The following is a 19,753-nucleotide window of genomic DNA, read 5'->3' on the forward strand; positions in this document are numbered from 1 at the left end:
CTCCAGGATTTCTTTGGTGGTAAGGGGTCAGTCGACGGACTCGGTCAGCGGCGCCATGGTGCGGAAGGACGCGTCGCGCGAGATGGCGCGCCCATCGCGCAGTCCGCGCCACAGGTTGCTCGTGCCACGCACTGTCCGCTCCACGAACAGGAGCCGGATGAGCTCCTTGCCGAAGGTCAGCGAGGTGCCCAGGCCGAACAGGACGGGCTGGTACACGCCGAGCGCGCGATAGTACTTCTTCATGATCGCGCGGTTGCGCATGATGTAGTAGCGGTACGCGTTGCTCGACGCGTTCATGTGGCGGATGCCCATGTCCCACTGCTTGATCTCGCGGGTGCGCCGCAGCACGAACTCGTCCACGATGACGGACTGCGTCTTGCGCGAGGCCAGCCAGCCGTAGAGCTGGTCGTCCCAGTAGATGAAGAACCGGGGGTCGGGCAGGCCGATCTGGCGGACGATGTCGCGGTGGATGAACATCCCCTCGAAGCATCCGGAGTTCATCGGCTTGTAGCCGGACTCGTCGAAGCCCGCCGGCGCGAAGGGGATCGGGATGCCCATGCGCTCGGCGATGCGGTACTGCCAGTAGAACTCGCTGCCGTCGAAGTCGTAGCGCCGGCCCTGGATGCTCCGGAAGCGCGGAGCCCACCGGCCCATCTTGGCCAGGCCGTCGCCGATCACCTCGACGTCGTCGTCCATCAGCCAGATCCACTCGGACCCCAGCTCGTAGGCGACCCGCACGCCCTCGCTGAACCCGCCCGAGCCGCCGGTGTTGGTCTCGAGACGTCGGTAGACGATCGTGGTGCCGATGCGGTCGCGGAAGGACTCGACGACCTCGCCGGTGTCGTCCGACGACGCGTTGTCGACGATGACCACGTGCCCGGGCTTCGGGTCCATCTCGGAGATGCTCGTGAGAAGACGCGTCAGAAGTCCGGACCGGTTGTAGGTGACCACGGCGATCGTCGCCGAGGCGGGGTCGAAGGCGCCACTGCTCGCATCGTGCGAGTCCGTCATCGCTGCGCCTCGAAGATGCGCCGCCACGACTCCACCGACGTGAGGTCGTCGAGGGCGGCGCGGTACTGCTCGGCGAGCTTCGGCCAGCGACGCTTGAGCTTCCAGTGCAGGGTCACCGTGTCGATGATCCCGCGGCGGAAGCGGGCGCGGTCGCGCGTGTAGATATTCTTGCCGGAGCCGTCGGCCGCGCTCACCAGCGCGCTGTCGTAGAGCGGGAGCCGCCACCAGTTCGCGTCGCCCTTGCCGAACTCGACCTCGGGCTGGGCGACGTTCTCCGGACGCGGTTTGTGGAACCAGTGCGACAGCAGGGTGCTCGCGGTGAACCAGCGCAGCATGACGCCCTCGGGGCTGTCGAAGACATTGCGCTTGAGCCGTGTGTAGACCTGCCGGCCGCGGCGGGCGCGCAGGATGACGTCGGTCTCCTTGTGCACGACCGTCTCGGGGAACTCCTTCGCGACCCGGCGGGCCTCCGGCATGGCGGTGGCGAGGTTGGCGGGCATGTGGGATGGACCCGAGAGCACGTCGGCCAGGGCCCTCCTGCGCAGTTCGACCGGGTAGTACTGCATCATCATCAGGTGCTTCAGGTCGATGCGGCGGCTGTGGCGGAGGAGGGTGCCGCCGTGCGGCGTGTGAGAGTGCAGCAACGCCGCGACCAGGCGGTTGCGGGAGTGGAAGTACGCCTGCCAGTCGATCGCGTCGTCCTTGCCCAGCCACGACACGTGCCAGAGCGCGACGCCGGGCATCGACACGGTCGGGTAGCCGGCGCGTCCCGCGCGAAGGCAGAACTCGGCGTCGTCCCACTTGATGAAGGCGGGAAGGGCGAGGCCCACCTTCCGGATCGTCTCGACCGGGATCAGGCACATCCACCAGCCGTTGTAGTCCGCGTCCATGCGCATGTGCAGGATCGGGGTCTGGCGCAGGTTGGTCTCGCCGAAGTTGTGCGGCATCCGCTCCTGGAAGAGGTTGCGCCACATGAACGGGACGTCGTCGACGACCTCCGCCCAGGCGTGCAGCTTCGGCCGGTCCAGCAGATCGAACATGTGGCCTCCGACGAGCGTCGGAGACGTGGTGAACCGCCCGAACATGATCGAGCGGCGCAGCGACTCCGGCTCGATCTTGACGTCGTCGTCGAGGAGCTGGACGAAGTCGCTGTCGGGGCGCTCGAGCGTCTCGTACATGGCGCGCGCGAAGCCGCCCGAGCCGCCCAGGTTGGGCTGCGTGATGATCTGAAGCGTCTCGCCGAGCGCGGCCGAGACGGTCGGGTAGTCGGCCTCCGCGTCGACGCGCTGCGTCCCCTGGTCCACGACGAAGACGCGATCGACCAGTTCGAGCACGTCGGGGGAGTCGGCGAGGTTGCGCAGCGTCTCGATGCAGTAGTCGGGCTTGTTGTAGGTGGTGATGCCGATCGAGGCCTTGCCGGTGCGGGCCGGCTCCTGATCGGTGGTCCACTCGGCGCCCTCGAACAGGACGGTCTCGTCGTCGGCGACGATGTCGAACCACATCCAGCCGCCGTCGCTGTACTGGGTGAGTTCGAGGTTGAACGACGTCTCGGCGTCGCCGCTCACCTCGGCCGTGTCGACGCGCTGCGAGGTTCCGCCGCCGTTGGAGCGGTACACCAGGATCGTCGCGGTGCCCGTCGTGCGGACGGTGAGCCGCACGCGCCGCACGGCGGTCCAGTGCTGCCAGTACGAGGCGGGGAAGCCGTTGAAGTAGCTGCCGAACGAGACGCGGCGACCGGCGACGATGCGCGCTCGCTCGCGTCCCAGCACGTTGCCGATGTGTGCGCGGTTGGAGACGCGGACGAACTCCTCGTCGATGATCGACCAGGTCTCGGGGTCGACGTAGAGGGGCAGCAGGTCCGGGTCGCGCTCCTGGGGGAGGACGACCTTCTGGAGGACGTGGTTCAAGACAGCTCCGGGGGTGGGAGACGGGGATCGGACGGCCAAGAGAGAAGCCTACCTTGGCAGCCTGAGCGCGCCGTCGTCGGTCGCGGTCAGTCGAGAGCGGGCTCCGCGGGGTCGTCCTCGAACTGCGTACGCCACGATCGGGACTGGCCGGCCCGCACGGCCAGCAGCACGAGCATGAGCCAGCCCAGCCCGGCGAGGGTGAACGACTCGAAGAACGAGTCGAGCAGGAGCGCGATGAGCATGAGCGGGGTCCACGCGTACAGGACGGAACGGCGGGCGCTGGCGTCGAGCCAGGCGCGGACCACGGCGATCCCCGCGAAAGCGATGAAGATGAGCAGGCCGACCCAGCCCGTCTGGAGCAGGACGTCGAACCAGGCGTTCAGGCCCGTGGCGTGCTCGGCGCCGAGCCGGTAGTTGAGGAGGTTGAACGGCAGCTCGCCCGGCGCCCAGGGGCCGTACCAGCCCCAGCCCTGCACGGGCCGCAGACGCACGAGGTCGACCATGGCGTTCCACAGGTCCACGCGCAGCGACATGTCGCGGCCCGCATTGATGAACGCGATGATCGGATGCCGCGCGACGTAGCCGATCAGCAGCGCCACCACGACGGTCGCGGCGAGGGCGATCTGGACGGCGGAGCGGTGCCGTTCGGGGGTGTGGCGGACCAGCCACAGCGCCCCGAGCGCCGCGCCGACGCCGACGGCGAGCACCAGCACCGTGGGGGAGTCGCTGAGGACGGCGTGGGTGCCGGCGAGGACCACCGACATCACCGAGACGCCGGTGCGCACGGACTGCATGCGGTATTCGATGAGGAAGGTGATGATCGCCAGCACCGCGACGAAGCCGAGCAGGTTGCGCGTTCCGAAGATGCCCTGGATCGGCCCGAGCGCGGCGAGGTCGCCGCTGATCCCGAGGAACAGCAGGGGCGTGTCCAGCAGGATCCCCGACAGGATCTCGAGACCGAGCGACACGCCGAGCAGGACGCGCAGCACGTCGCCGAGGGCTCGCACGGTCTGCAGGGTGTCGCGGACGTGCCCGATCACCACGGCGAGGAGCGCGATGGCGGCGGTGGACAGCCAGTTCATCGCCGACAGTCGCGCATCGGTGCTCCAGAAGATGCTCGCGAAGGTCCACCCGACGAACAGCGCGAGCGACAGGGGCACCAGGCGCAGGAGCGACACCTCGCGGCGCCGGCTGATCAGGACGCCGACGCCGAGCAGGCACAGTCCCGCGATGACGGTCGCGTAGGTGACGAGGCTCGTCAGCCGCTCGATCACGTACGACGCGAACACGGCGCCGAGCACCGTGTACGTGTAGGCGCGGGCGAACTCGGGCGAGGCCAGCACCACCGCGACCCAGGGGCGCGAGCGGCCGCGGGCGGCGCTCACGGGCGGTATCTCGACGGCTCGCCGCGCTCGATCGCAGCGCTCTGCTCGGCTGGGCCCACTCCGATCAGCGGCGACTGCTTGATCTTGGCGCCCAGCAGCACGAGCAGCATCCAGCCCCACAGGATCAGCGGCGCGGACTCGGCGATCCCCTGCACGAGGAGGATGGCGCCCAGCAGCGTCGGCAGGAGGGTGAGCGGCGAGTAGGGGCGGTCCGCGCGCAGGTCCCACCGGGGGCGGTCGACGGCGAAGAACCACGCGCGCCACACGTAGGCGATCATGAGCGTCGCGAACAGGACGATGCCCACGATGCCCAGCTGGAGCAGGACGTCCACCCACACGCTGTGGGCCTGCATGACGGTCTCGCCGTGGTCGATGATCCAGCCGTCGAACGCCGGGTCCCACGGCATCCACGGCGAGGCGAAGCCCCACCCGGCGAACGGGCGCTCGGCGGCGCGCTCGAGCGCGGCGGCCCAGATGTCCTCGCGGCCGGTCAGGTCGGCGCTGCGCCCCAGCGCGGTGAACAGGTCGTCGCGCCAGATCCACAGGGCCGCGCCGCCGCCGACCCCCACGAGCGCGTACCCGACGTAGTACCGCGTGCGGCCGCCCGGACGGCGCACCGTGCGTATCAGCAGCACCGTCGTGAGCACGATCGCGACGGCGGCGGCGGCCAGGAAGGCGGTCGCCGACGCGGCCCGGAGGAACAGGAAGCCCGCGAGCGCGATCCACGCCAGGAGCCACATCCGCCGCGGCGGGGCCGCGGCGAAGCGGATGGCGAAGACGACGATCGCCAGCAGCGCGACGGGTCCGAGCAGGTTCGCGTTGCCCATGATCCCCTGGATGCGGCCGCCGTCGAACAGGTTGTCCCGCGACCAGTACACGATGGGGTCGACGGGTTCGGTCGTCGTGGCGAAGCCGGGGAGCACCGGTGCCTGGATCACGACCGACACGAACAGCTCGAACAGGAGCGACAGCGCCACGACCCACATCAGGGCCGACCCGATGGCCCGCACGACCTCGTGCCAGGTCAGCGCGGTGCCGATGAAGACCGCCTGGAGGGTCGTGATGAACAGCAGCAGCAGCGTCAGCGCGGTCGTCGCGGGCCACGCCGACCATGCGAGCGACAGCGTCGCCCACACCACGTACGAGACGACGTACCAGGGCAGGCGGCGCCAGGCCAGGGGCGGGCGGAAGCGCACCCACACGGCGACCGAGACGATCCCGCCGCCGACCGCGACGACGACCGCGCCGTAGGGTCCGAACGCGTTCACCCATGCCGGGCCGGCGAAGGCGCTGAACAGGACGAAGACGATCCACGCCCGCAGCATCAGATGGCCCGTCTTCTCGCGGGCCGGGGGTGTCGGCGGAGGCGACACCGGGTGCTTCGAGTACAGGGCCATCGTGAACAAAGGGTACCGCGCGCACCGCGCCGGACCCGGGCCGAGCGCGACCGTTACCGGGCTGCGACACGCCGTCGGCGCGTCGCGAACGTTAAAGAGGGGCTTGAGGCTTTAGTATCCGCGACTTGACCGCAGCGAATGACACGGGTGTAATTATCGGTACACGCGGACCGGCGTGGTGGGGGGAAATCCGAGGGGGAGGACGACATGGCGGCTGCACAGTACCGTTCCGGCGTTCCCGACAACTGGTTCGTCGATCCCGTCCAGCTGGGCGTCCCGGGGGTGCGCAGGCAGGCTCCGGGCGACGACGACAATGCGCTGGCGTGGCAGACCGACGCCCTGTGCGCGCAGACCGATCCCGAGGCGTTCTTCCCCGAGAAGGGCGGGTCCACGCGCGATGCCAAGCGCATCTGCTCGTCGTGCGATGTGCGCGGCGAGTGCCTGGACTACGCGCTCGAGAACGACGAGCGGTTCGGGATCTGGGGCGGCCTCAGCGAGCGCGAGCGTCGCAAGCTCAAGCGGCACGCCAGCTGACGCGGGTGCCCGGCGGATCCGTCGCGGGCGGCGCGTGCGACGGGCGCGATCCGGCGTCCCGCCTAGGCTGACGACGTCATGCCCGCCCGTGTCCATGCTCTCGTCGTCGTGCGACCCGACGGCCGCACCCCCGCCGCGTTCCACCTGAAGCGAACGCTGGCGGCGCTGGCCGCGCAGACCCGCGCCGCGGATGCCCTGACGATCGTCGTGTGCGGCGAGCACCCGGGGGTCGCCGAGGTGGTCGCCGCCGCCGAAGCCGACGTGATCGAGGCGGCCGCCACGACGTCCTACGCCGCGGCGACAGCGCTGGCCTCCTCCCGCCTGGAGGGGGCGGATGCCGTCTGGCTGCTCGCGCAGGACACGGCACCCGAGCCGGAGGCTCTCACGCACCTCGCCGGCGCCCTCGAGCGGGCGCCGTCCGTCGCCTTCGTCGCCCCCAAGCTCGTGCGATGGGACGACCGCAGCGTCATCGTGTCCCTCGGTGTGACGATGGCGCGATCCGGGCGGACCGTGGGCCTCGCCGACGGCGAGTTCGACCAGGGACAGCACGACGGCCGGGACGACGTCCTGGGCGCGGACGTGCGCGGGATCCTGGTGCGCGCCGACGCGTGGGAGCGCCTCGGCGGGATCGACGCCGCGCTCGCGGGCGCCGACGAGGGTCTGGATCTGGGCGTGCGCGCGCGGCTGGCGGGGGCCCGCGTCGTGCTGGTGCCGCCCGCGCTCGTCGCAACCGCCGACGACGGGGTCGCGGGGCTGCCGTCGCCGCTGACGCCGGCGCGGCGGCGACGGGCCGCCTACGCGCGCCGCGTCGCCCGGCTCCATCGTCATCTCGCGTACGCGCCGCCCGTGCTCGCGGTCGCCTTCTGGCTGGTCCTGCTCCCGCTCGCCGCCGTGCGGACGGTGCTCCACCTGCTGCGCAAGCAGCCCGGCCTCATCGTCCCCGACTGGATGGCGAGCGTGGTCGTGTTCGCGCGCGTCCTGCCGGTGCTCCGGGCGCGGGCCGGGATCGCCCGGACCCGCCGTGCGGCGTGGTCGCAGCTCGCGGCGCTGCGCGCAACCCGAGCCCAGGAGCGGGAGCGCACCGACGACGCGGGCGACGACGACGTCGCCGGCGGCTACCGGCGCCCGGAGCTGCGGTTCTTCACGGGCGGCGGGGCCTGGCTGGTGCTGGCCGCGCTCGTCGTCTCGGTCGTCGCCTTCTCCGCGGTGCTGGCCTGGCCGGTTCTCGGCGGCGGGGCGCTGGCTCCCCTCCGGGAGGGGGTCGGCCAACTGTGGGCCGATGCCGCGTGGGGTCGTCGCGCGCTGGGGCTGGACACGCTGGGTCCGGCCGACCCGTTCGCCGCCGTCGTCGCGGTGCTCGGATCGCTCGCCTGGTGGGACCCGTCGCGCGCGCTTTCGATCCTGTGGGTCCTGGCGATGCCGCTCGCCGCCCTCGGCGGGTGGGTCGCGGCCACGCGGGTCACGGACCGGCCGTTCCTGCGGATCGTCGGCGGCGCGCTGTGGGCGCTCGCGCCCGCCTTCCTCGTCGCACTCGTGGACGGCCGGCCGACCGCGGTGATCGCCCATCTGCTCCTGCCATGGCTGCTGTACGCGGGGTCGGTCGCCCACCGGTCGTGGGCGGCGGCGGGGGCGGCCTCGCTGCTGCTGGCGGCCACCGCCGCCTCGGCGCCGTCGCTGGTCCCGGCGCTGGTGGTGCTGTGGGCCGGAGCGATCGTCCTGGCTGTCGCGGTCCGCGCCGGACGCGGGGTCACACGGCTGCTGTGGATCGTCGTCCCCGGGGCGGCTCTCGCCGCGCCGCTGGTGTGGTGGGCCGTCGCGGGGGCGGATCCGTGGGGCCTGCTCGCCGATCCCGGCATGGTGTGGGCGGGACCGCAGGTCTCCGCCGACGCGGTGGGGCGGTCGCTGCTCGTCGCGGGCATCCCCACCCCCGACGTCGCCGGCTGGCAGACGCTCCTGGCCGACGGTCCCACGTGGTGGGTGCCGCTGCTCGCGGCTCCGCTCGCGCTCCTGGCCCTCCTCGCGCCCCTCACCCAGCGGTGGGCCGCCGGGATCACGCTGCTGGCCGTGGCGGCCGCGGGCGTCGCCACCGCCGTCGCCGCCGTCGGTGTCAGCGTCGCGTACACGCAGTCGCAGGCCGTCGCGCTGTGGCCGGGGGCGGGGCTGAGCCTCGCGTGGCTCGGCGCGCTCGGCGCCGCGCTGGTCGCCCTCGACGCGGGGCTCGCCCCGCGTCTCGCTCTCGCGCGCGCCGGCGCCGGCGCGCTCGTCGTGCTCGCCGTCGCGGTGCTCGCCGTGCCGTCGCTGACGGCCATGAGCCGGGGGACGGCGGTGCTCACGGACGGCCCGGCCAGCACGCTTCCGGCGTACGTCGCGGCCGAGGGGCGCAGCGATCCGGACCTGGGGACGATCGTGCTGACGCCCCAGAGCGACGGAGGGGTGTCAGCGCATGTGATCTGGGGCGGCAGCGAGACGATCGGTGCGCAGGCCACGATCATGTCGACCCGTACCTCTGCGACGCCCGAGGACGAGGAGGTGGCGGCGCTCGCCGCGGATCTCATGACGCCCGCGGCCGAGGATGTGGTCTCGCAGGTCGCCGGGCACGGCATCGCGTTCGTGCTGCTCGCGCCGGCGTGGCCGGCGGAGTCCGACGCCGCGGGCACGGCCGCCCTGACGGCGCGCAACGCCCTCGATCAGCGCGACGGGCTGGACGCGGTCGGCGACACCGACAAGGGGGCGCTGTGGCGGATCACCGAGCCCGTCGCGCAGCGCCCGCGGGTGCCCGCCGGAACCGACCGGCTGGCTGAGCTCATCGCGGCCGCGCAGCTGGGCGCCGTGGCCATCGCGGTGCTGCTGGCGATCCCCACGGCCGCCTCCCGCCGCGCGGCGCGTCGTTCGCCGCGCATCGTGGGGCCGCACTGGAGGGAGTGGCGATGAGCGAGTCGCGTCGATTCCGCTGGGCCGCCACGAGCGCCCGGATGCTCGCCGGCACGCTGGTATCGGCGATCGCCGTCGTCGCGGCGGTGACGGCTGTGAACGTGCCGTGGCCGACCCACGACCGCGAGCCCGTCAGCGTGTCCGCCGTTCCGGCGCCGGAGGCGTCGGTGCTGGCCTGCACGGGCGGCCTCATGACGATCGGCCGCGACGCGACCGACGCACTGGGCATCGGCGCCGCGACCCGGCAGGCGGTCGTCTGGGGCGTCCGGGACGGCGCGCCGGAGCCCGAGGAGTCCCGTCTGACGCCGGTCGCCACCGCCGTCGGCGAAGGGCCGCTCGCTCTGGTCGCCGCGCCGCAGGGCGGCGAGCGCACCGACCTGGCCGCGGCCGGTTCGTCGATGGTCGACGCCGAGGACATCGCCGGGTTCGCGGCATCCGCCTGCCGGCCGCCGCTGCTCGACTCGTGGCTGGTGGGCGGCGCCGCCACGACCGGAGCGGCCGACCTGGTCGTCCTCGCCAATCCCGGGACCGTTGCGGCGACTGTCCAGCTGACGGTGTACGGCGCCGCGGGGCCGACCGTGCCCGCCGGCGGCGAGCGCATCGTGGTCGCCCCGGGAACCCAGCAGGTCGTGCCGCTGGCGGGACTGGCACTGGGAGAGGAGAGCCCTGTGGTGCGCGTGACGTCGTCGGGCGCCCCGGTGCAGGCGTCGCTGCAGGCGAGCGTCACCCGTGTGCTGGAGCCGATCGGCGCCGATCAGGTGGGGCCGATCGCCGAGCCGGCCGCTGTCCAGGTCATCGCGGGGGTCCGGGTGGACGAGGCCGCCGGCTCGGCGAACGACATCCGGACGCTCGTCCGACTGCTCGCGCCGTCGACGGACTCGACCGCGACGGTCACGGTCACCGCCGTCGGCGAATCGGCCGCGGCCCTGGAGATCACCTCGGTCCCGCTCGCGGCGGGGGTTCCGACGGAAGTGGGGCTGGACGGCCTCGCCCGGGGCCTGTACACGGTGCGGGTCGACGCCGAGGCGCCCGTGGTCGCCGGTGCGTGGCAGACGACGGGCTTCGCCGCCGGCGACGACTTCGCGTGGTACGCCTCGTCGCCCGCGGTCGAGTCCGCCGGTCTCTTCGCGGTCCCGGCGGGGGCGTCGGCGACGCTCGTCCTGGTCAACCCCGCAGGCGAGCCGGTCGAGGTCGCCGTCACCGCGGTGCGCCGCTCGAGCACGCGGACCGTCTCGGTTCCCGCAGGCGGCACCGCCGCCGTCACGCTGCGGTCGCGGACGATCTACGAGATCGACCCCGGATCGGCCCCCGTGCTGGCCGGCGTCTCGATGTCCGGCGACGGTGCGCTCGCCGGCTACCCGGTGTGGCCGTCCGATGCCGCGGCGCCCGCCATCACGGTCTACCCCTGAGCCGCGCGTCAGAGGAACCGGAAGCGGTCGGGACCGAGGTCCCAGGGATCGCGATCGAGGTACTCGGCCGCGGCGCGGAACACGCAGCTCTCGACCATCATGCGGCGGTGCAGGTCGTCGTTGCGGTGCAGATGGCTGAGCCGCTCGATGGGCACACGGTAGAGGATGATCCGCCGGGCGTCGCCGAGGACGGTCCACCGGGGGATGCCCTGGTCTCCCGCGGCCGGCGGCATGTCGGCGATCTCGAAGCTGACGTCGCGCAGCTCGGGCCACGCCGACCGCAGGAACTCGGCCGAGGTCCCCACGGCCAGATCGAACCGGTCGATGCGCGTCTCCAGGGGCGGCAGCGGGGGACGGACGACGGCGCTGCGTCCCTCCCGGCCGTGGCGCCCGTGGCGCTGAGCCCGCGCGATCGCGGGCCGGCGCTGCGAATCCCGGGTCCGACGCCATGCCATGGCCCCATCCTAGGCGCGCCGCGCACACGCCCGGCGCGGCTTGCACGGCGCCGGGCCGGGGACCGATAGCGTGGGGCCGATGCGCGAGAGACTCTGCTCCAAGGTCGGGTGCGCCCGCGAGGCGGTGTCGACCCTCACGTACGATTACGGCGACCAGATGGCGGCGCTGGGGCCGCTGGGTCCGGCCGCCGACCCGCATGCGCACGACCTGTGCGCGATCCACACCGATCGCCTCTCGGTGCCGCGGGGCTGGATCGTCGTGCGGCACGAGACGCTGCAGGCCTGAGCGCCCCGGCGACCCCCGCCGCGACGGGCGCGCCGTGGGACAATGACGGGATGCCGACCGATACGCCCGTCGCAGCCGCGCTCGACTTCGAGGTCGCCGACCTCTCCCTGGCGGCAGCCGGCCGCCATCAGATGCGACTCGCCGAGAACGAGATGCCGGGCCTGATGGCCCTGCGCGACGAGTTCGGTCCGCGTCAGCCGCTCGCGGGCGCCCGAATCGCCGGGTCGCTGCACATGACGGTCCAGACGGCCGTGCTCATCGAGACGCTGACCGCGCTGGGCGCGCAGGTGCGGTGGGCCAGCTGCAACATCTTCTCGACGCAGGACGAGGCCGCCGCGGCGGTCGTCGTGGGGCCGTCGGGCTCGCCGGAGGCCCCTGCCGGGGTGCCGGTGTTCGCGTGGAAGGGCGAGACGCTCGAGGAGTACTGGCACCTCGCGGACCGCATCTTCGACTGGAGCGCCGAGGGCTTCGACGGTCCGAACCTCATCCTCGACGACGGCGGCGACGCGACGCTGCTGGTCCACAAGGGCATCGAGTTCGAGAAGACGGGCGCCGTGCCGGATGCCGCCGACGACGACAGCGCGGAGTACCGCGTCATCCTCGACGTGCTGCGCGCGAGCGTCGCGCGCGACCCGCGCCGGTTCACGCGCATGTCCGAGGCGCTCCTGGGCGTCACCGAGGAGACCACCACGGGAGTCCACCGGCTGTACGAGCTGGCGGCGGCGGGCGACCTGCTCTTCCCGGCCATCAACGTCAACGACTCCGTCACCAAGTCGAAGTTCGACAACAAATACGGCATCCGCCACTCGCTGCCCGACGGCATCAACCGCGCCACCGACGTGCTGATGGGCGGCAAGGTCGCCTTCGTGTGCGGCTACGGCGACGTGGGCAAGGGCGCGGCCGAGGCCCTGCGCGGTCAGGGCGCACGCGTCATCGTGAGCGAGGTGGACCCGATCTGCGCGCTGCAGGCGGCCATGGACGGCTACCAGGTCGCGCGGCTCGAGGATGTCGCCGACCGCATCGACATCCTCATCACGGGGACCGGCAACAAGGACGTCGTGACCGTCGATCACCTGCTGGCCCTCAAGCACCTGGCGATCGTCGGCAACGTCGGGCACTTCGACAACGAGATCGACATGGCGGCGCTCGAGGCGCTGCCCGGCGCCGAGAAGGTCGAGATCAAGCCGCAGGTGCACGAGTGGCGGCTGCCCACCGGCCGCAGCGTCCTCGTGCTCAGCGAGGGCCGGCTGCTGAACCTCGGCAACGCCACGGGGCATCCGTCCTTCGTCATGAGCGCGTCGTTCACCAATCAGGTCCTCGCCCAGATCGAGCTGTTCACGCGCACCGCGGAGTATCCGACGGGCGTGTACGTGCTCCCCAAGCATCTGGACGAGAAGGTCGCGCGTCTGCACCTGGCGGCGCTCGGGGTGGAGCTGACGACCCTCACGCCCGGGCAGGCGGCGTACATCGGCGTGCCCGTCGACGGCCCGTTCAAGCTGGACCACTACCGCTACTGACGGCTCACCCCCGGCTCAGCGCGTCGGCAGGCCGCGCCTCTCGCGGGCGCCCACCAGCGAAGCGACGCGCGAGCGCTGGAGTTCGAGCGCGCGAAGCTCGCGGTCGCGGCGGATCGCCACGACACCCCGCACGAACGTCTCGGCGTCGCACGCGGGGATCGGGGAGACGAACGCGCCCGCCTCGCCGGCCAGGGCGGATGCCAGGCGTGCGCGCGCGGCCGGGTCCAGGTGCTCGGCGCCCGCGGTGAACTGCGCCAGGCGGCGCGCGAGGGGATCGGGGAGCCGGGCGACGTCGGCCACGCGCGCCCACGACGACAGGCTCGGCGGAAGCCCGGGGGCGGCATCGGGCAGACGCGGCGTGCGCGTGCGCTCCGAGTAGGTGCCGGCGACCAGGTCGCCGAGCCGCTGCGCCCGCGGCGTGAAGGCCCCGACGAGCGCGGCGACGGCGCCCACGGTGAACCACAGCTCGAACACGCCGATCACGGCCCGGATGAAGGCGTGGCGGAAGCCCGCCGCTCCGCCGTCGAGGCGCACGATGCGGCCGCCGACCGCGAGCCGTCCGAGACTGCGCCCGCGCGTGGCCGTCTCGACCGCCGTCGGCACGACGACCGTGACGATGACGACCACGGCGATCGACAGGATCGGCAGGACGTTCTCCTCCAGGACGCCCGCGGACACCAGCCAGCTCGCGCCGAAGCCGAACAGGAGCAGCACGAGCACGCCGACGAGCATGTCGATGACCGTTCCCAGCGCGCGCAGGAAGAAGCCCAGGGGCTGGACGTCGAGTGCGACGGCCTCGCCGGTGAGCACCTCGTCCTGGTGGATCTCGACGACGACGGGGGCGGATGCGGCTGCGGGACCCGCGGCGGGAGGCATGGGTACAGTAAACCAAATGGACCTCGACGCCCTCACGGCAGCCCGCCGCGCCGAATGGGAGCGGCTCGACGAGCTCAGCCGCGAGCGCCGGCTCACCGGCGCCGAGGTGGACGAGCTGGTGGACCGCTATCGGGCGGCGTCCGCCGACCTCGCCGACATCAAGACGTCCGCCGGCAGCGGCCTCCACTCCGATCACGTCTCGACGATGCTCGGGCGGTCGCGGCTGCGGCTCACCGGGGCCGGCGAGAACGTGCTGCGCCAGATCCCGCGGTTCTTCGCCCTGCAACTGCCCGCGGCGCTGTACCGGCTGCGGTGGACGACGCTCGTGATCGCGGCCGCCTTCGTGCTCGTCGCCTGCGTCGTCGCGCTGTGGGTGTCGGGGGACGAGGCCCTCGTGGCGAGCCTGGGCTCGCAGGCGCAGCTGCAGCAGTACGCCGAGAACGACTTCACGGGCTACTACAGCGAGAACCCGGCTGCCGTGTTCGCCGGGACGGTGTGGACCAACAACGCCTGGATCGCGGTCCAGTGCGTGCTGTTCGGCATCACGGGGTTCTGGCCCCTCATGGTGCTGGTGCAGAACGCGGTCGGGGTGGGGGTCGCCGCCGCCGTCATGATGGTGTTCGAGCGCGGCGACGTCTTCGTGCTGTTCATCCTGCCGCACGGCCTGCTCGAGCTGACGAGCGTGTTCGTCGCCGCCGCGGCGGGGCTCCACATCTTCTGGGCGTGGGTCGCGCCCGGTCCCCGTTCGCGCGGCGAGTCGCTGGCGGCGGCGGGGCGGTCGCTGGCGACGGTCGCCATCGGGCTCGTGTTCGCCCTGGCCGTCTCGGGGGTCATCGAGGGCTACGTCACGCGTCAGGCGTGGCCGTGGCCGCTCAAGATCGGCATCGGCGCGATCGCGCTCGCGGCGTTCCTCTTCTACATGCTGTGGGTGGGCGGCCGCGCGCACCGGCGCGGCGAGACCGGCGATGTCACCGAGTACGAGGCGGGGACGCCGACCGTCGTCGCCGGATGAGTCGGCATCCGCTCTTTTGGATGACTCAAAACAAAGCTACGATGGGGGCGTGCTTCACGGTTCTGCTGCTCCGCCTGACGCCGCGGCCTTGATCCGCGGAGCGGGACTGCGGGTGACCGACCCGCGCCGGGCCGTCCTCCAGGCCCTCGCCGAAGCCCCGCACGCCAGCGCCGACGACCTGCACGGGAGCGTCTCGGCGGCGCTGCCCGGCACGAGCCTGCAGTCCGTCTACAACGCCCTCGCCGACTTCACGGCCGTCGGCCTCGTGCGCCGCATCGAGCCCGCCGGACTCCCCGGCCTGTTCGAGCTGCGCGTCGACGACAACCACCACCACCTCATCTGCTCGGTCTGCGGCGCCGTCGAGGACGTCGACTGCGTCGTGGGCGAAGCGCCGTGCCTGACGCCCGGCGACGCGCACGGCTACGCCGTCTCGGTCGCCGAGGTGACCTTCTGGGGCGTGTGCCCCGCGTGCGCCGCGGCTGCGGCCTCCTGATCTCCTGTTCGCTTTCGTCTCCAGCCATCGAGGAAGGAAAACCATGACCGACATCAACGCCACCGGCGTCGGCGGTGCCACCGAGCCCGACCAGTCCGTCACCGTGACGGACGACCCCGAGCAGCCCGGCGGCTGCCCGGTCGTCCACACGCAGCCGCGCCCCACGGCGGGATCGGCCAACCGCGTGTGGTGGCCGAACCAGCTGAATCTCAAGGTCCTCGCGAAGAACCCGGCGGTGGCGAATCCACTCGGCGAGGACTTCGACTACAAGGCCGCGTTCGAGGCGCTGGACCTCGCGGCCGTCAAGGCCGACATCGACGAGGTGCTCACCACCTCGCAGGACTGGTGGCCGGCGGACTTCGGCAACTACGGCCCCCTCATGATCCGCATGGCCTGGCACTCCGCCGGCACCTACCGCATCACCGACGGCCGCGGCGGCGGCGGGGCCGGCCAGCAGCGCTTCGCGCCCCTGAACAGCTGGCCCGACAACGTCGGCCTCGACAAGGCGCGCCGCCTGCTGTGGCCCGTCAAGAAGAAGTACGGTCAGGCGATCTCGTGGGCCGACCTGATGATCCTCGCCGGCAACGTCGCGCTCGAGAACATGGGCTTCCCGACCTTCGGCTTCGCCGGCGGCCGCCCCGACGTGTGGGAGCCGGACGACGACGTGTACTGGGGCCCCGAGACCACGTGGCTCGGCGACCAGCGATATAAGGGGGACCGCGAGCTGCAGGGCCCGTTCGGCGCTACGCAGATGGGTCTCATCTACGTCAACCCCGAGGGTCCCAACGCGAACCCCGACCCGCTTCTGGCGGCGCGCGACATCCGCGAGACGTTCGCCCGCATGGCGATGAACGACGAGGAGACCGTCGCGCTCATCGCGGGCGGACACACGTTCGGCAAGACGCACGGCGCCGCACCGGACTCCTACCTCGAGGACGACCCCGAGGCCGCGGGGCTCGAGCAGCAGGGTCTGGGCTGGAAGAACAACTTCGGCTCCGGCAAGGGCGACGACCAGATCACCTCCGGACTCGAGGTCACCTGGACGTACAACCCGACGCGCTGGGACAACGAGTTCTTCGAGATCCTCTTCGCCTACGAGTGGGAGCTCATGGAGAGCCCCGCCGGCGCGCATCAGTGGCGCCCCGTGAACGGCGGAGGCGCCGGCACCGTGCCGCTCGCGCACTCGGACGGCACGCGTGAGCCCCGGATGCTCACCACCGACCTGTCGCTGCGCGTGGACCCGGAGTACGAGAAGATCTCGCGCCGGTTCGCCGAGGACCCCGCGGCCTTCACCGACGCGTTCGCGCGCGCCTGGTACAAGCTGACCCACCGCGACATGGGCCCGGTCGCCCGCTACCTCGGCTCCGAGGTTCCGTCCGAGGAGCTCATCTGGCAGGACCCGGTTCCGGCGGTCGACCACGAGCTGATCGACGCGTCCGACGCCGCGGCGCTCAAGGAGCAGATCCTCGGCGCGGGGCTCAGCGTCTCCGAGCTCGTCTCGACGACGTGGGCGGCGGCCTCCAGCTTCCGCGGCAGCGACAAGCGCGGCGGCGTCAACGGCGCCCGCATCCGCCTTGCTCCGCAGAAGGACTGGGAGGTCAACAACCCGGCACAGCTGGCGAAGGTCCTCGAGGCGCTCGAGGGCGTCCAGGCCTCGTTCAACGAGGGCCGGACCGACGGCAAGAAGGTGTCGCTGGCGGACCTCATCGTCCTCGCCGGCAACGCCGCGGTCGAGAAGGCCGCCGCGGACGCCGGTGTCGAGGCCGAGGTGGCCTTCCACCCGGGCCGCACCGACGCCTCGGACGAGCAGACCGACGCCGACTCGTTCCAGTACCTCGAGCCGATCGCCGACGGGTTCCGCAACTACTACGGTCCCCTCGCCGAGCTGCCGGCCGAGCACCACCTGGTCGACAAGGCGAACCTGCTCACGCTCAGCGCGCCCGAGATGACCGTCCTCGTCGGCGGCCTGCGCGTCCTCGGCGCCAACTACGACGGCTCCGAGTACGGCGTGCTCACCGACCGCGTCGGCGTGCTCACGAACGACTTCTTCGTGAACCTGCTCGACCTCGGCACCACCTGGAAGCCGCTGGACCCGGGCTCGCACGCCTTCGTCGGCACGAAGGACGGCTCGGGCGCGAAGGTGGGCGTGGGCACCCGCGCCGACCTGCTCTTCGGCTCGAACTCGGAGCTGCGCGCCCTCGCCGAGGTCTACGCCTCGGATGACGCCCACGAGAAGTTCGTGCGCGACTTCGTCGCCGCGTGGGGCAAGGTCACCGAGCTCGACCGGTTCGACCTGGTCTGACCGCTCGACCGCACAACGGCCCGCTCCGGATGATCCGGGGCGGGCCGTTCCGCGTGCGAAGGGGAGGCCTCAGCGCGTGCGGGCCTCCATCTGCGCGGGCGCGACGCCGCCACGCTCGAACAGGCCGCGGTGGAGCAGACCGCCGATGAGCCCGCCGACGATCGGGAACACGATGAACACCCACAGCTGGCCGAGTGCGAGTCCGCCGCCGTAGACGGCCGTGGCGATCGACCGGGCGGGGTTCACGCTGGTGTTGTCGATCGGGATCGAGGCCAGGTGGATGAAGGTGAGCGTCAGGCCGATCGCCAGCCCGGCGAAGCCCGCGGTGCCGCGCTGCGGATGGGTGACGCCGAGGATGACCATCAGGAAGATGGCGGTGAAGAGGATCTCGGCCGTGATGGCCGCGCCGAACCCGAAGCCGCCGGGCGAGAGCTCGTCCCATCCGTTGCTGGCGAAGCCGGCGTTCTGCGCGTCCGGCAGCCAGCCGCCGGGACCGAACACGCCGATGAGGACGATGAACGTGGTCGCCACCAGTCCGCCGACGATCTGGGCGATGACGTAGCCGGTGACGTCCTTCCACGCGAAGCGGCCGGCCGCGGCGAGTCCGAAGGTGACCGCCGGGTTGAAGTGGCCGCCCGAGATCGGACCCCACGTGTAGATGCCCGCCATGAGCGTCAGGCCGAAGGCGAGGGCGACGCCGAGGAACCCGACGCCGAGCGAACTGCCGTTGGCCCCGGTCCCGAAGTCGCTGGCGAACAGCGCCGTTCCGATGGACCCGAACACGAGCAGGAAGGTGCCGAGAGCTTCGGCGACGAGCTTGTTCACGGTGGTGAATGCGGGGGTATCCGACATGGCGGACTCCTTTCCTCGCGGCGAGAGTACCGCTCAGCGGGCTCCTGGCGGTGGAGCCGCGCGTGACGGAACCGCCAGGACGTCAGAGACGCCCGGCCGCCTTCAGCGCCAGATACCGGTCCGCGATGCGGGGCGGGAGCTCGTCCGGACCCGCCGCGACCACCTCGCCGCCGGCCCGGGTGACCGCTCCGGCCACCAGCGCGGCGTCGGATGCGGCACGAGCCGTCGCGGCCGAGCGGTACACGTCCATCGCATCCGGGCGGTCGGGCACCGGCGCGGGATCCTCGCTGACGGCTCCCACCAGGACATGCGCGCGGGCCGTCAGCGCCGGGAGCGACCCGAGGAATCCGCGCGCGGCGTCGGGGGCGTCCTGCGCGGTCAGCACCACCACGAGCGACGGCCGCGAGGTCAGCGACCGCGCGGCCGCGAACGCCGCGTCCCAGTCCGTGTCGATCAGCTGCGGCTCGACCGGGGCCATGGCGTCGACGAGCGCCGGCAGCAGGCCGGGGCCGTCCATGCGCGTCACGCGCGCCCGCACCACCCGGTCGAACATCAGCAGGTGGATGTGGTCGCCGGCGCGAGCGGCCAGCGCCGCCAGCAGCAGGGCGGCCTCCATGGCCGCGTCGAGACGGACGCCGTCGCCCACGCGGGCGGCCGCGGTGCGTCCCGTGTCGATGATGATGACGACGTGCCGGTCGCGCTCGGGGCGCCAGGTGCGGAGCATCGTCGTGCCCGCTCGGGCCGTGGCGCGCCAGTCGATGGAGCGCACGTCGTCGCCGCGTACGTATTCGCGCAGGCTGTCGAACTCGGTCCCCTGTCCGCGCACCTGGACGCTCGTGTTGCCGTCGAGCTCCCGCAGCCGCGCGAGCCGCGACGGCAGGTGGCGGCGCGCGGTGAACGGCGGCAGCACGCGGATCGCCCCGCGGGAGACGAGGGAGGACTGGCGGCCGGCAAGGCCCAGCGGCCCGGCCGAGCGCAGCGTCACGAACTCGCTCGCCAGTTCGCCGCGGCGGCGGGGGTGCAGCGGCACCACCACCTCGCGGGCTTCGGCCGCGGGCACGACGATGCGGGCGCGCTCGGCCGGCGCGCCGGCCGTGGGCTGCCACGCGTCGCGCACGCGCAGGCGGAGCGTCCGGCCGCCCATGTTGCGCACCCGCAGCACCGTCCGCACCGGCTCGTCGCGCCGCGCGCGCCGCGGGATGTCGCGCTCGATGCGCACCGCCCGCGGATCCGGCGCCGCCGCGGCGTCCGCGATCGCCGCGAGGAGGCACAGGACGATCCACCCGGCGGCCGCGAGCCACGCGTCCGCGCCGGCGACCGACAGCAGCACGACCGGGAGGGCGCCGAGCGCGACCAGGAAGGGGAATCGTCCGGTGACGTACATCG

Annotated in this window: 16 protein-coding genes; 8 read left to right on the top strand and 8 right to left on the bottom strand. The window is 72.5% G+C overall.

Features of this window, described 5'->3' with window-relative positions; all coding sequences use genetic code 11:
* Positions 1 to 27 precede the first annotated feature (27 nt).
* The 4 genes from HD594_RS08150 to HD594_RS08165 all read right to left on the bottom strand — a co-directional run bounded on the left by HD594_RS08150 (position 28) and on the right by HD594_RS08165 (position 5,700).
* Positions 28 to 1,011, bottom strand: a complete 984-nt coding sequence (locus HD594_RS08150) for a glycosyltransferase (protein WP_184750460.1) — start codon at positions 1,009 to 1,011, stop codon at positions 28 to 30.
* The gene (locus HD594_RS08155; RefSeq protein WP_184750461.1) at positions 1,008 to 2,918 is read right to left on the bottom strand and encodes a glycosyltransferase; all 1,911 of its coding nucleotides are present in this window, start codon (positions 2,916 to 2,918) and stop codon (positions 1,008 to 1,010) included. Before HD594_RS08155 ends, HD594_RS08150 begins: the two co-directional genes overlap by 4 nt.
* A gap of 86 nt (positions 2,919 to 3,004) precedes the next feature.
* Positions 3,005 to 4,303: an O-antigen ligase family protein gene (locus tag HD594_RS08160; RefSeq protein ID WP_184750462.1), complete on the bottom strand. Its 1,299-nt coding sequence runs from the start codon at positions 4,301 to 4,303 to the stop codon at positions 3,005 to 3,007.
* Positions 4,300 to 5,700 (bottom strand): O-antigen ligase family protein, encoded by a 1,401-nt coding sequence (locus tag HD594_RS08165; protein ID WP_184750463.1) that lies wholly within the window; start codon positions 5,698 to 5,700, stop codon positions 4,300 to 4,302. The genes HD594_RS08160 and HD594_RS08165 overlap by 4 nt, the downstream gene beginning before the upstream one ends.
* A 207-nt stretch (positions 5,701 to 5,907) precedes the next feature.
* Between HD594_RS08165 and HD594_RS08170 the strand changes: the two genes are divergently transcribed.
* The 3 genes from HD594_RS08170 (at position 5,908) to HD594_RS08180 (ending at position 10,574) form a co-directional block, all read left to right on the top strand.
* Positions 5,908 to 6,234, top strand: a complete 327-nt coding sequence (locus HD594_RS08170; RefSeq protein ID WP_184750464.1) for a WhiB family transcriptional regulator — start codon at positions 5,908 to 5,910, stop codon at positions 6,232 to 6,234.
* A gap of 78 nt (positions 6,235 to 6,312) precedes the next feature.
* On the top strand, positions 6,313 to 9,165 hold the full coding sequence (locus HD594_RS08175) for a glycosyltransferase (protein WP_184750465.1): 2,853 nt from the start codon (positions 6,313 to 6,315) through the stop codon (positions 9,163 to 9,165).
* Entirely contained in the window at positions 9,162 to 10,574 is a 1,413-nt protein-coding gene (locus HD594_RS08180) for a DUF5719 family protein (RefSeq protein WP_184750466.1), read from the top strand. The genes HD594_RS08175 and HD594_RS08180 overlap by 4 nt, the downstream gene beginning before the upstream one ends.
* An 8-nt stretch (positions 10,575 to 10,582) precedes the next feature.
* Here the strand turns inward: HD594_RS08180 and HD594_RS08185 are convergent, their stop codons facing one another.
* The gene (locus HD594_RS08185; RefSeq protein ID WP_184750467.1) at positions 10,583 to 11,029 is read right to left on the bottom strand and encodes a metallopeptidase family protein; all 447 of its coding nucleotides are present in this window, start codon (positions 11,027 to 11,029) and stop codon (positions 10,583 to 10,585) included.
* A gap of 79 nt (positions 11,030 to 11,108) precedes the next feature.
* On the opposite strand from HD594_RS08185, the gene HD594_RS08190 reads away from it, so the two are divergent.
* The gene (locus HD594_RS08190) at positions 11,109 to 11,315 is read left to right on the top strand and encodes a DUF3499 family protein (RefSeq protein ID WP_184750468.1); all 207 of its coding nucleotides are present in this window, start codon (positions 11,109 to 11,111) and stop codon (positions 11,313 to 11,315) included.
* A gap of 50 nt (positions 11,316 to 11,365) precedes the next feature.
* The gene (ahcY, locus tag HD594_RS08195) at positions 11,366 to 12,832 is read left to right on the top strand and encodes an adenosylhomocysteinase (protein ID WP_184750469.1); all 1,467 of its coding nucleotides are present in this window, start codon (positions 11,366 to 11,368) and stop codon (positions 12,830 to 12,832) included.
* A gap of 15 nt (positions 12,833 to 12,847) precedes the next feature.
* Here the strand turns inward: ahcY and HD594_RS08200 are convergent, their stop codons facing one another.
* On the bottom strand, positions 12,848 to 13,708 hold the full coding sequence (locus HD594_RS08200) for an RDD family protein (RefSeq protein WP_184750470.1): 861 nt from the start codon (positions 13,706 to 13,708) through the stop codon (positions 12,848 to 12,850).
* 16 nt (positions 13,709 to 13,724) lie between these two features.
* Here HD594_RS08200 and HD594_RS08205 point away from each other — a divergent pair, with 16 nt between their 5' ends.
* The 3 genes from HD594_RS08205 to katG all read left to right on the top strand — a co-directional run bounded on the left by HD594_RS08205 (position 13,725) and on the right by katG (position 17,515).
* Positions 13,725 to 14,720: a stage II sporulation protein M gene (locus tag HD594_RS08205; RefSeq protein WP_184750471.1), complete on the top strand. Its 996-nt coding sequence runs from the start codon at positions 13,725 to 13,727 to the stop codon at positions 14,718 to 14,720.
* Positions 14,721 to 14,832: 112 nt separating this feature from the next.
* Positions 14,833 to 15,213, top strand: coding sequence for a Fur family transcriptional regulator (locus HD594_RS08210; protein WP_271171159.1), 381 nt, complete (start codon positions 14,833 to 14,835; stop codon positions 15,211 to 15,213).
* Between the two features lie 43 nt (positions 15,214 to 15,256).
* A complete protein-coding gene (katG, locus tag HD594_RS08215; RefSeq protein ID WP_221446583.1) occupies positions 15,257 to 17,515 on the top strand; it encodes a catalase/peroxidase HPI in 2,259 nt (752 codons plus the stop codon).
* Between the two features lie 69 nt (positions 17,516 to 17,584).
* Here the strand turns inward: katG and aqpZ are convergent, their stop codons facing one another.
* Together aqpZ and HD594_RS08225 are read right to left on the bottom strand one after the other, a co-directional pair.
* On the bottom strand, positions 17,585 to 18,367 hold the full coding sequence (aqpZ, locus tag HD594_RS08220) for an aquaporin Z (RefSeq protein WP_184750473.1): 783 nt from the start codon (positions 18,365 to 18,367) through the stop codon (positions 17,585 to 17,587).
* An 82-nt stretch (positions 18,368 to 18,449) separates the two neighbouring features.
* Positions 18,450 to 19,751, bottom strand: a complete 1,302-nt coding sequence (locus HD594_RS08225) for a DUF58 domain-containing protein (protein WP_184750474.1) — start codon at positions 19,749 to 19,751, stop codon at positions 18,450 to 18,452.
* Positions 19,752 to 19,753: the final 2 nt, after the last annotated feature.

The organism is Microbacterium thalassium, from assembly GCF_014208045.1.
GTDB lineage: Bacteria > Actinomycetota > Actinomycetes > Actinomycetales > Microbacteriaceae > Microbacterium > Microbacterium thalassium.

What these genes read in the sequence shown, in the direction of transcription:
- HD594_RS08170 (WP_184750464.1), top strand. Translation starts at nt 5,908, where the DNA reads ATGGCGGCTGCACAGTACCGTTCCGGCGTTCCCGACAACTGGTTCGTC.
- HD594_RS08180 (WP_184750466.1), top strand. Translation starts at nt 9,162, where the DNA reads ATGAGCGAGTCGCGTCGATTCCGCTGGGCCGCCACGAGCGCCCGGATG.
- HD594_RS08205 (WP_184750471.1), top strand. Translation starts at nt 13,725, where the DNA reads ATGGACCTCGACGCCCTCACGGCAGCCCGCCGCGCCGAATGGGAGCGG.
- ahcY (WP_184750469.1), top strand. Translation starts at nt 11,366, where the DNA reads ATGCCGACCGATACGCCCGTCGCAGCCGCGCTCGACTTCGAGGTCGCC.
- HD594_RS08200 (WP_184750470.1), bottom strand. Translation starts at nt 13,708, where the DNA reads ATGCCTCCCGCCGCGGGTCCCGCAGCCGCATCCGCCCCCGTCGTCGTC.
- HD594_RS08185 (WP_184750467.1), bottom strand. Translation starts at nt 11,029, where the DNA reads ATGGCATGGCGTCGGACCCGGGATTCGCAGCGCCGGCCCGCGATCGCG.
- HD594_RS08225 (WP_184750474.1), bottom strand. Translation starts at nt 19,751, where the DNA reads ATGTACGTCACCGGACGATTCCCCTTCCTGGTCGCGCTCGGCGCCCTC.
- HD594_RS08175 (WP_184750465.1), top strand. Translation starts at nt 6,313, where the DNA reads ATGCCCGCCCGTGTCCATGCTCTCGTCGTCGTGCGACCCGACGGCCGC.
- aqpZ (WP_184750473.1), bottom strand. Translation starts at nt 18,367, where the DNA reads ATGTCGGATACCCCCGCATTCACCACCGTGAACAAGCTCGTCGCCGAA.
- HD594_RS08165 (WP_184750463.1), bottom strand. Translation starts at nt 5,700, where the DNA reads ATGGCCCTGTACTCGAAGCACCCGGTGTCGCCTCCGCCGACACCCCCG.
- katG (WP_221446583.1), top strand. Translation starts at nt 15,257, where the DNA reads ATGACCGACATCAACGCCACCGGCGTCGGCGGTGCCACCGAGCCCGAC.
- HD594_RS08190 (WP_184750468.1), top strand. Translation starts at nt 11,109, where the DNA reads ATGCGCGAGAGACTCTGCTCCAAGGTCGGGTGCGCCCGCGAGGCGGTG.
- HD594_RS08150 (WP_184750460.1), bottom strand. Translation starts at nt 1,011, where the DNA reads ATGACGGACTCGCACGATGCGAGCAGTGGCGCCTTCGACCCCGCCTCG.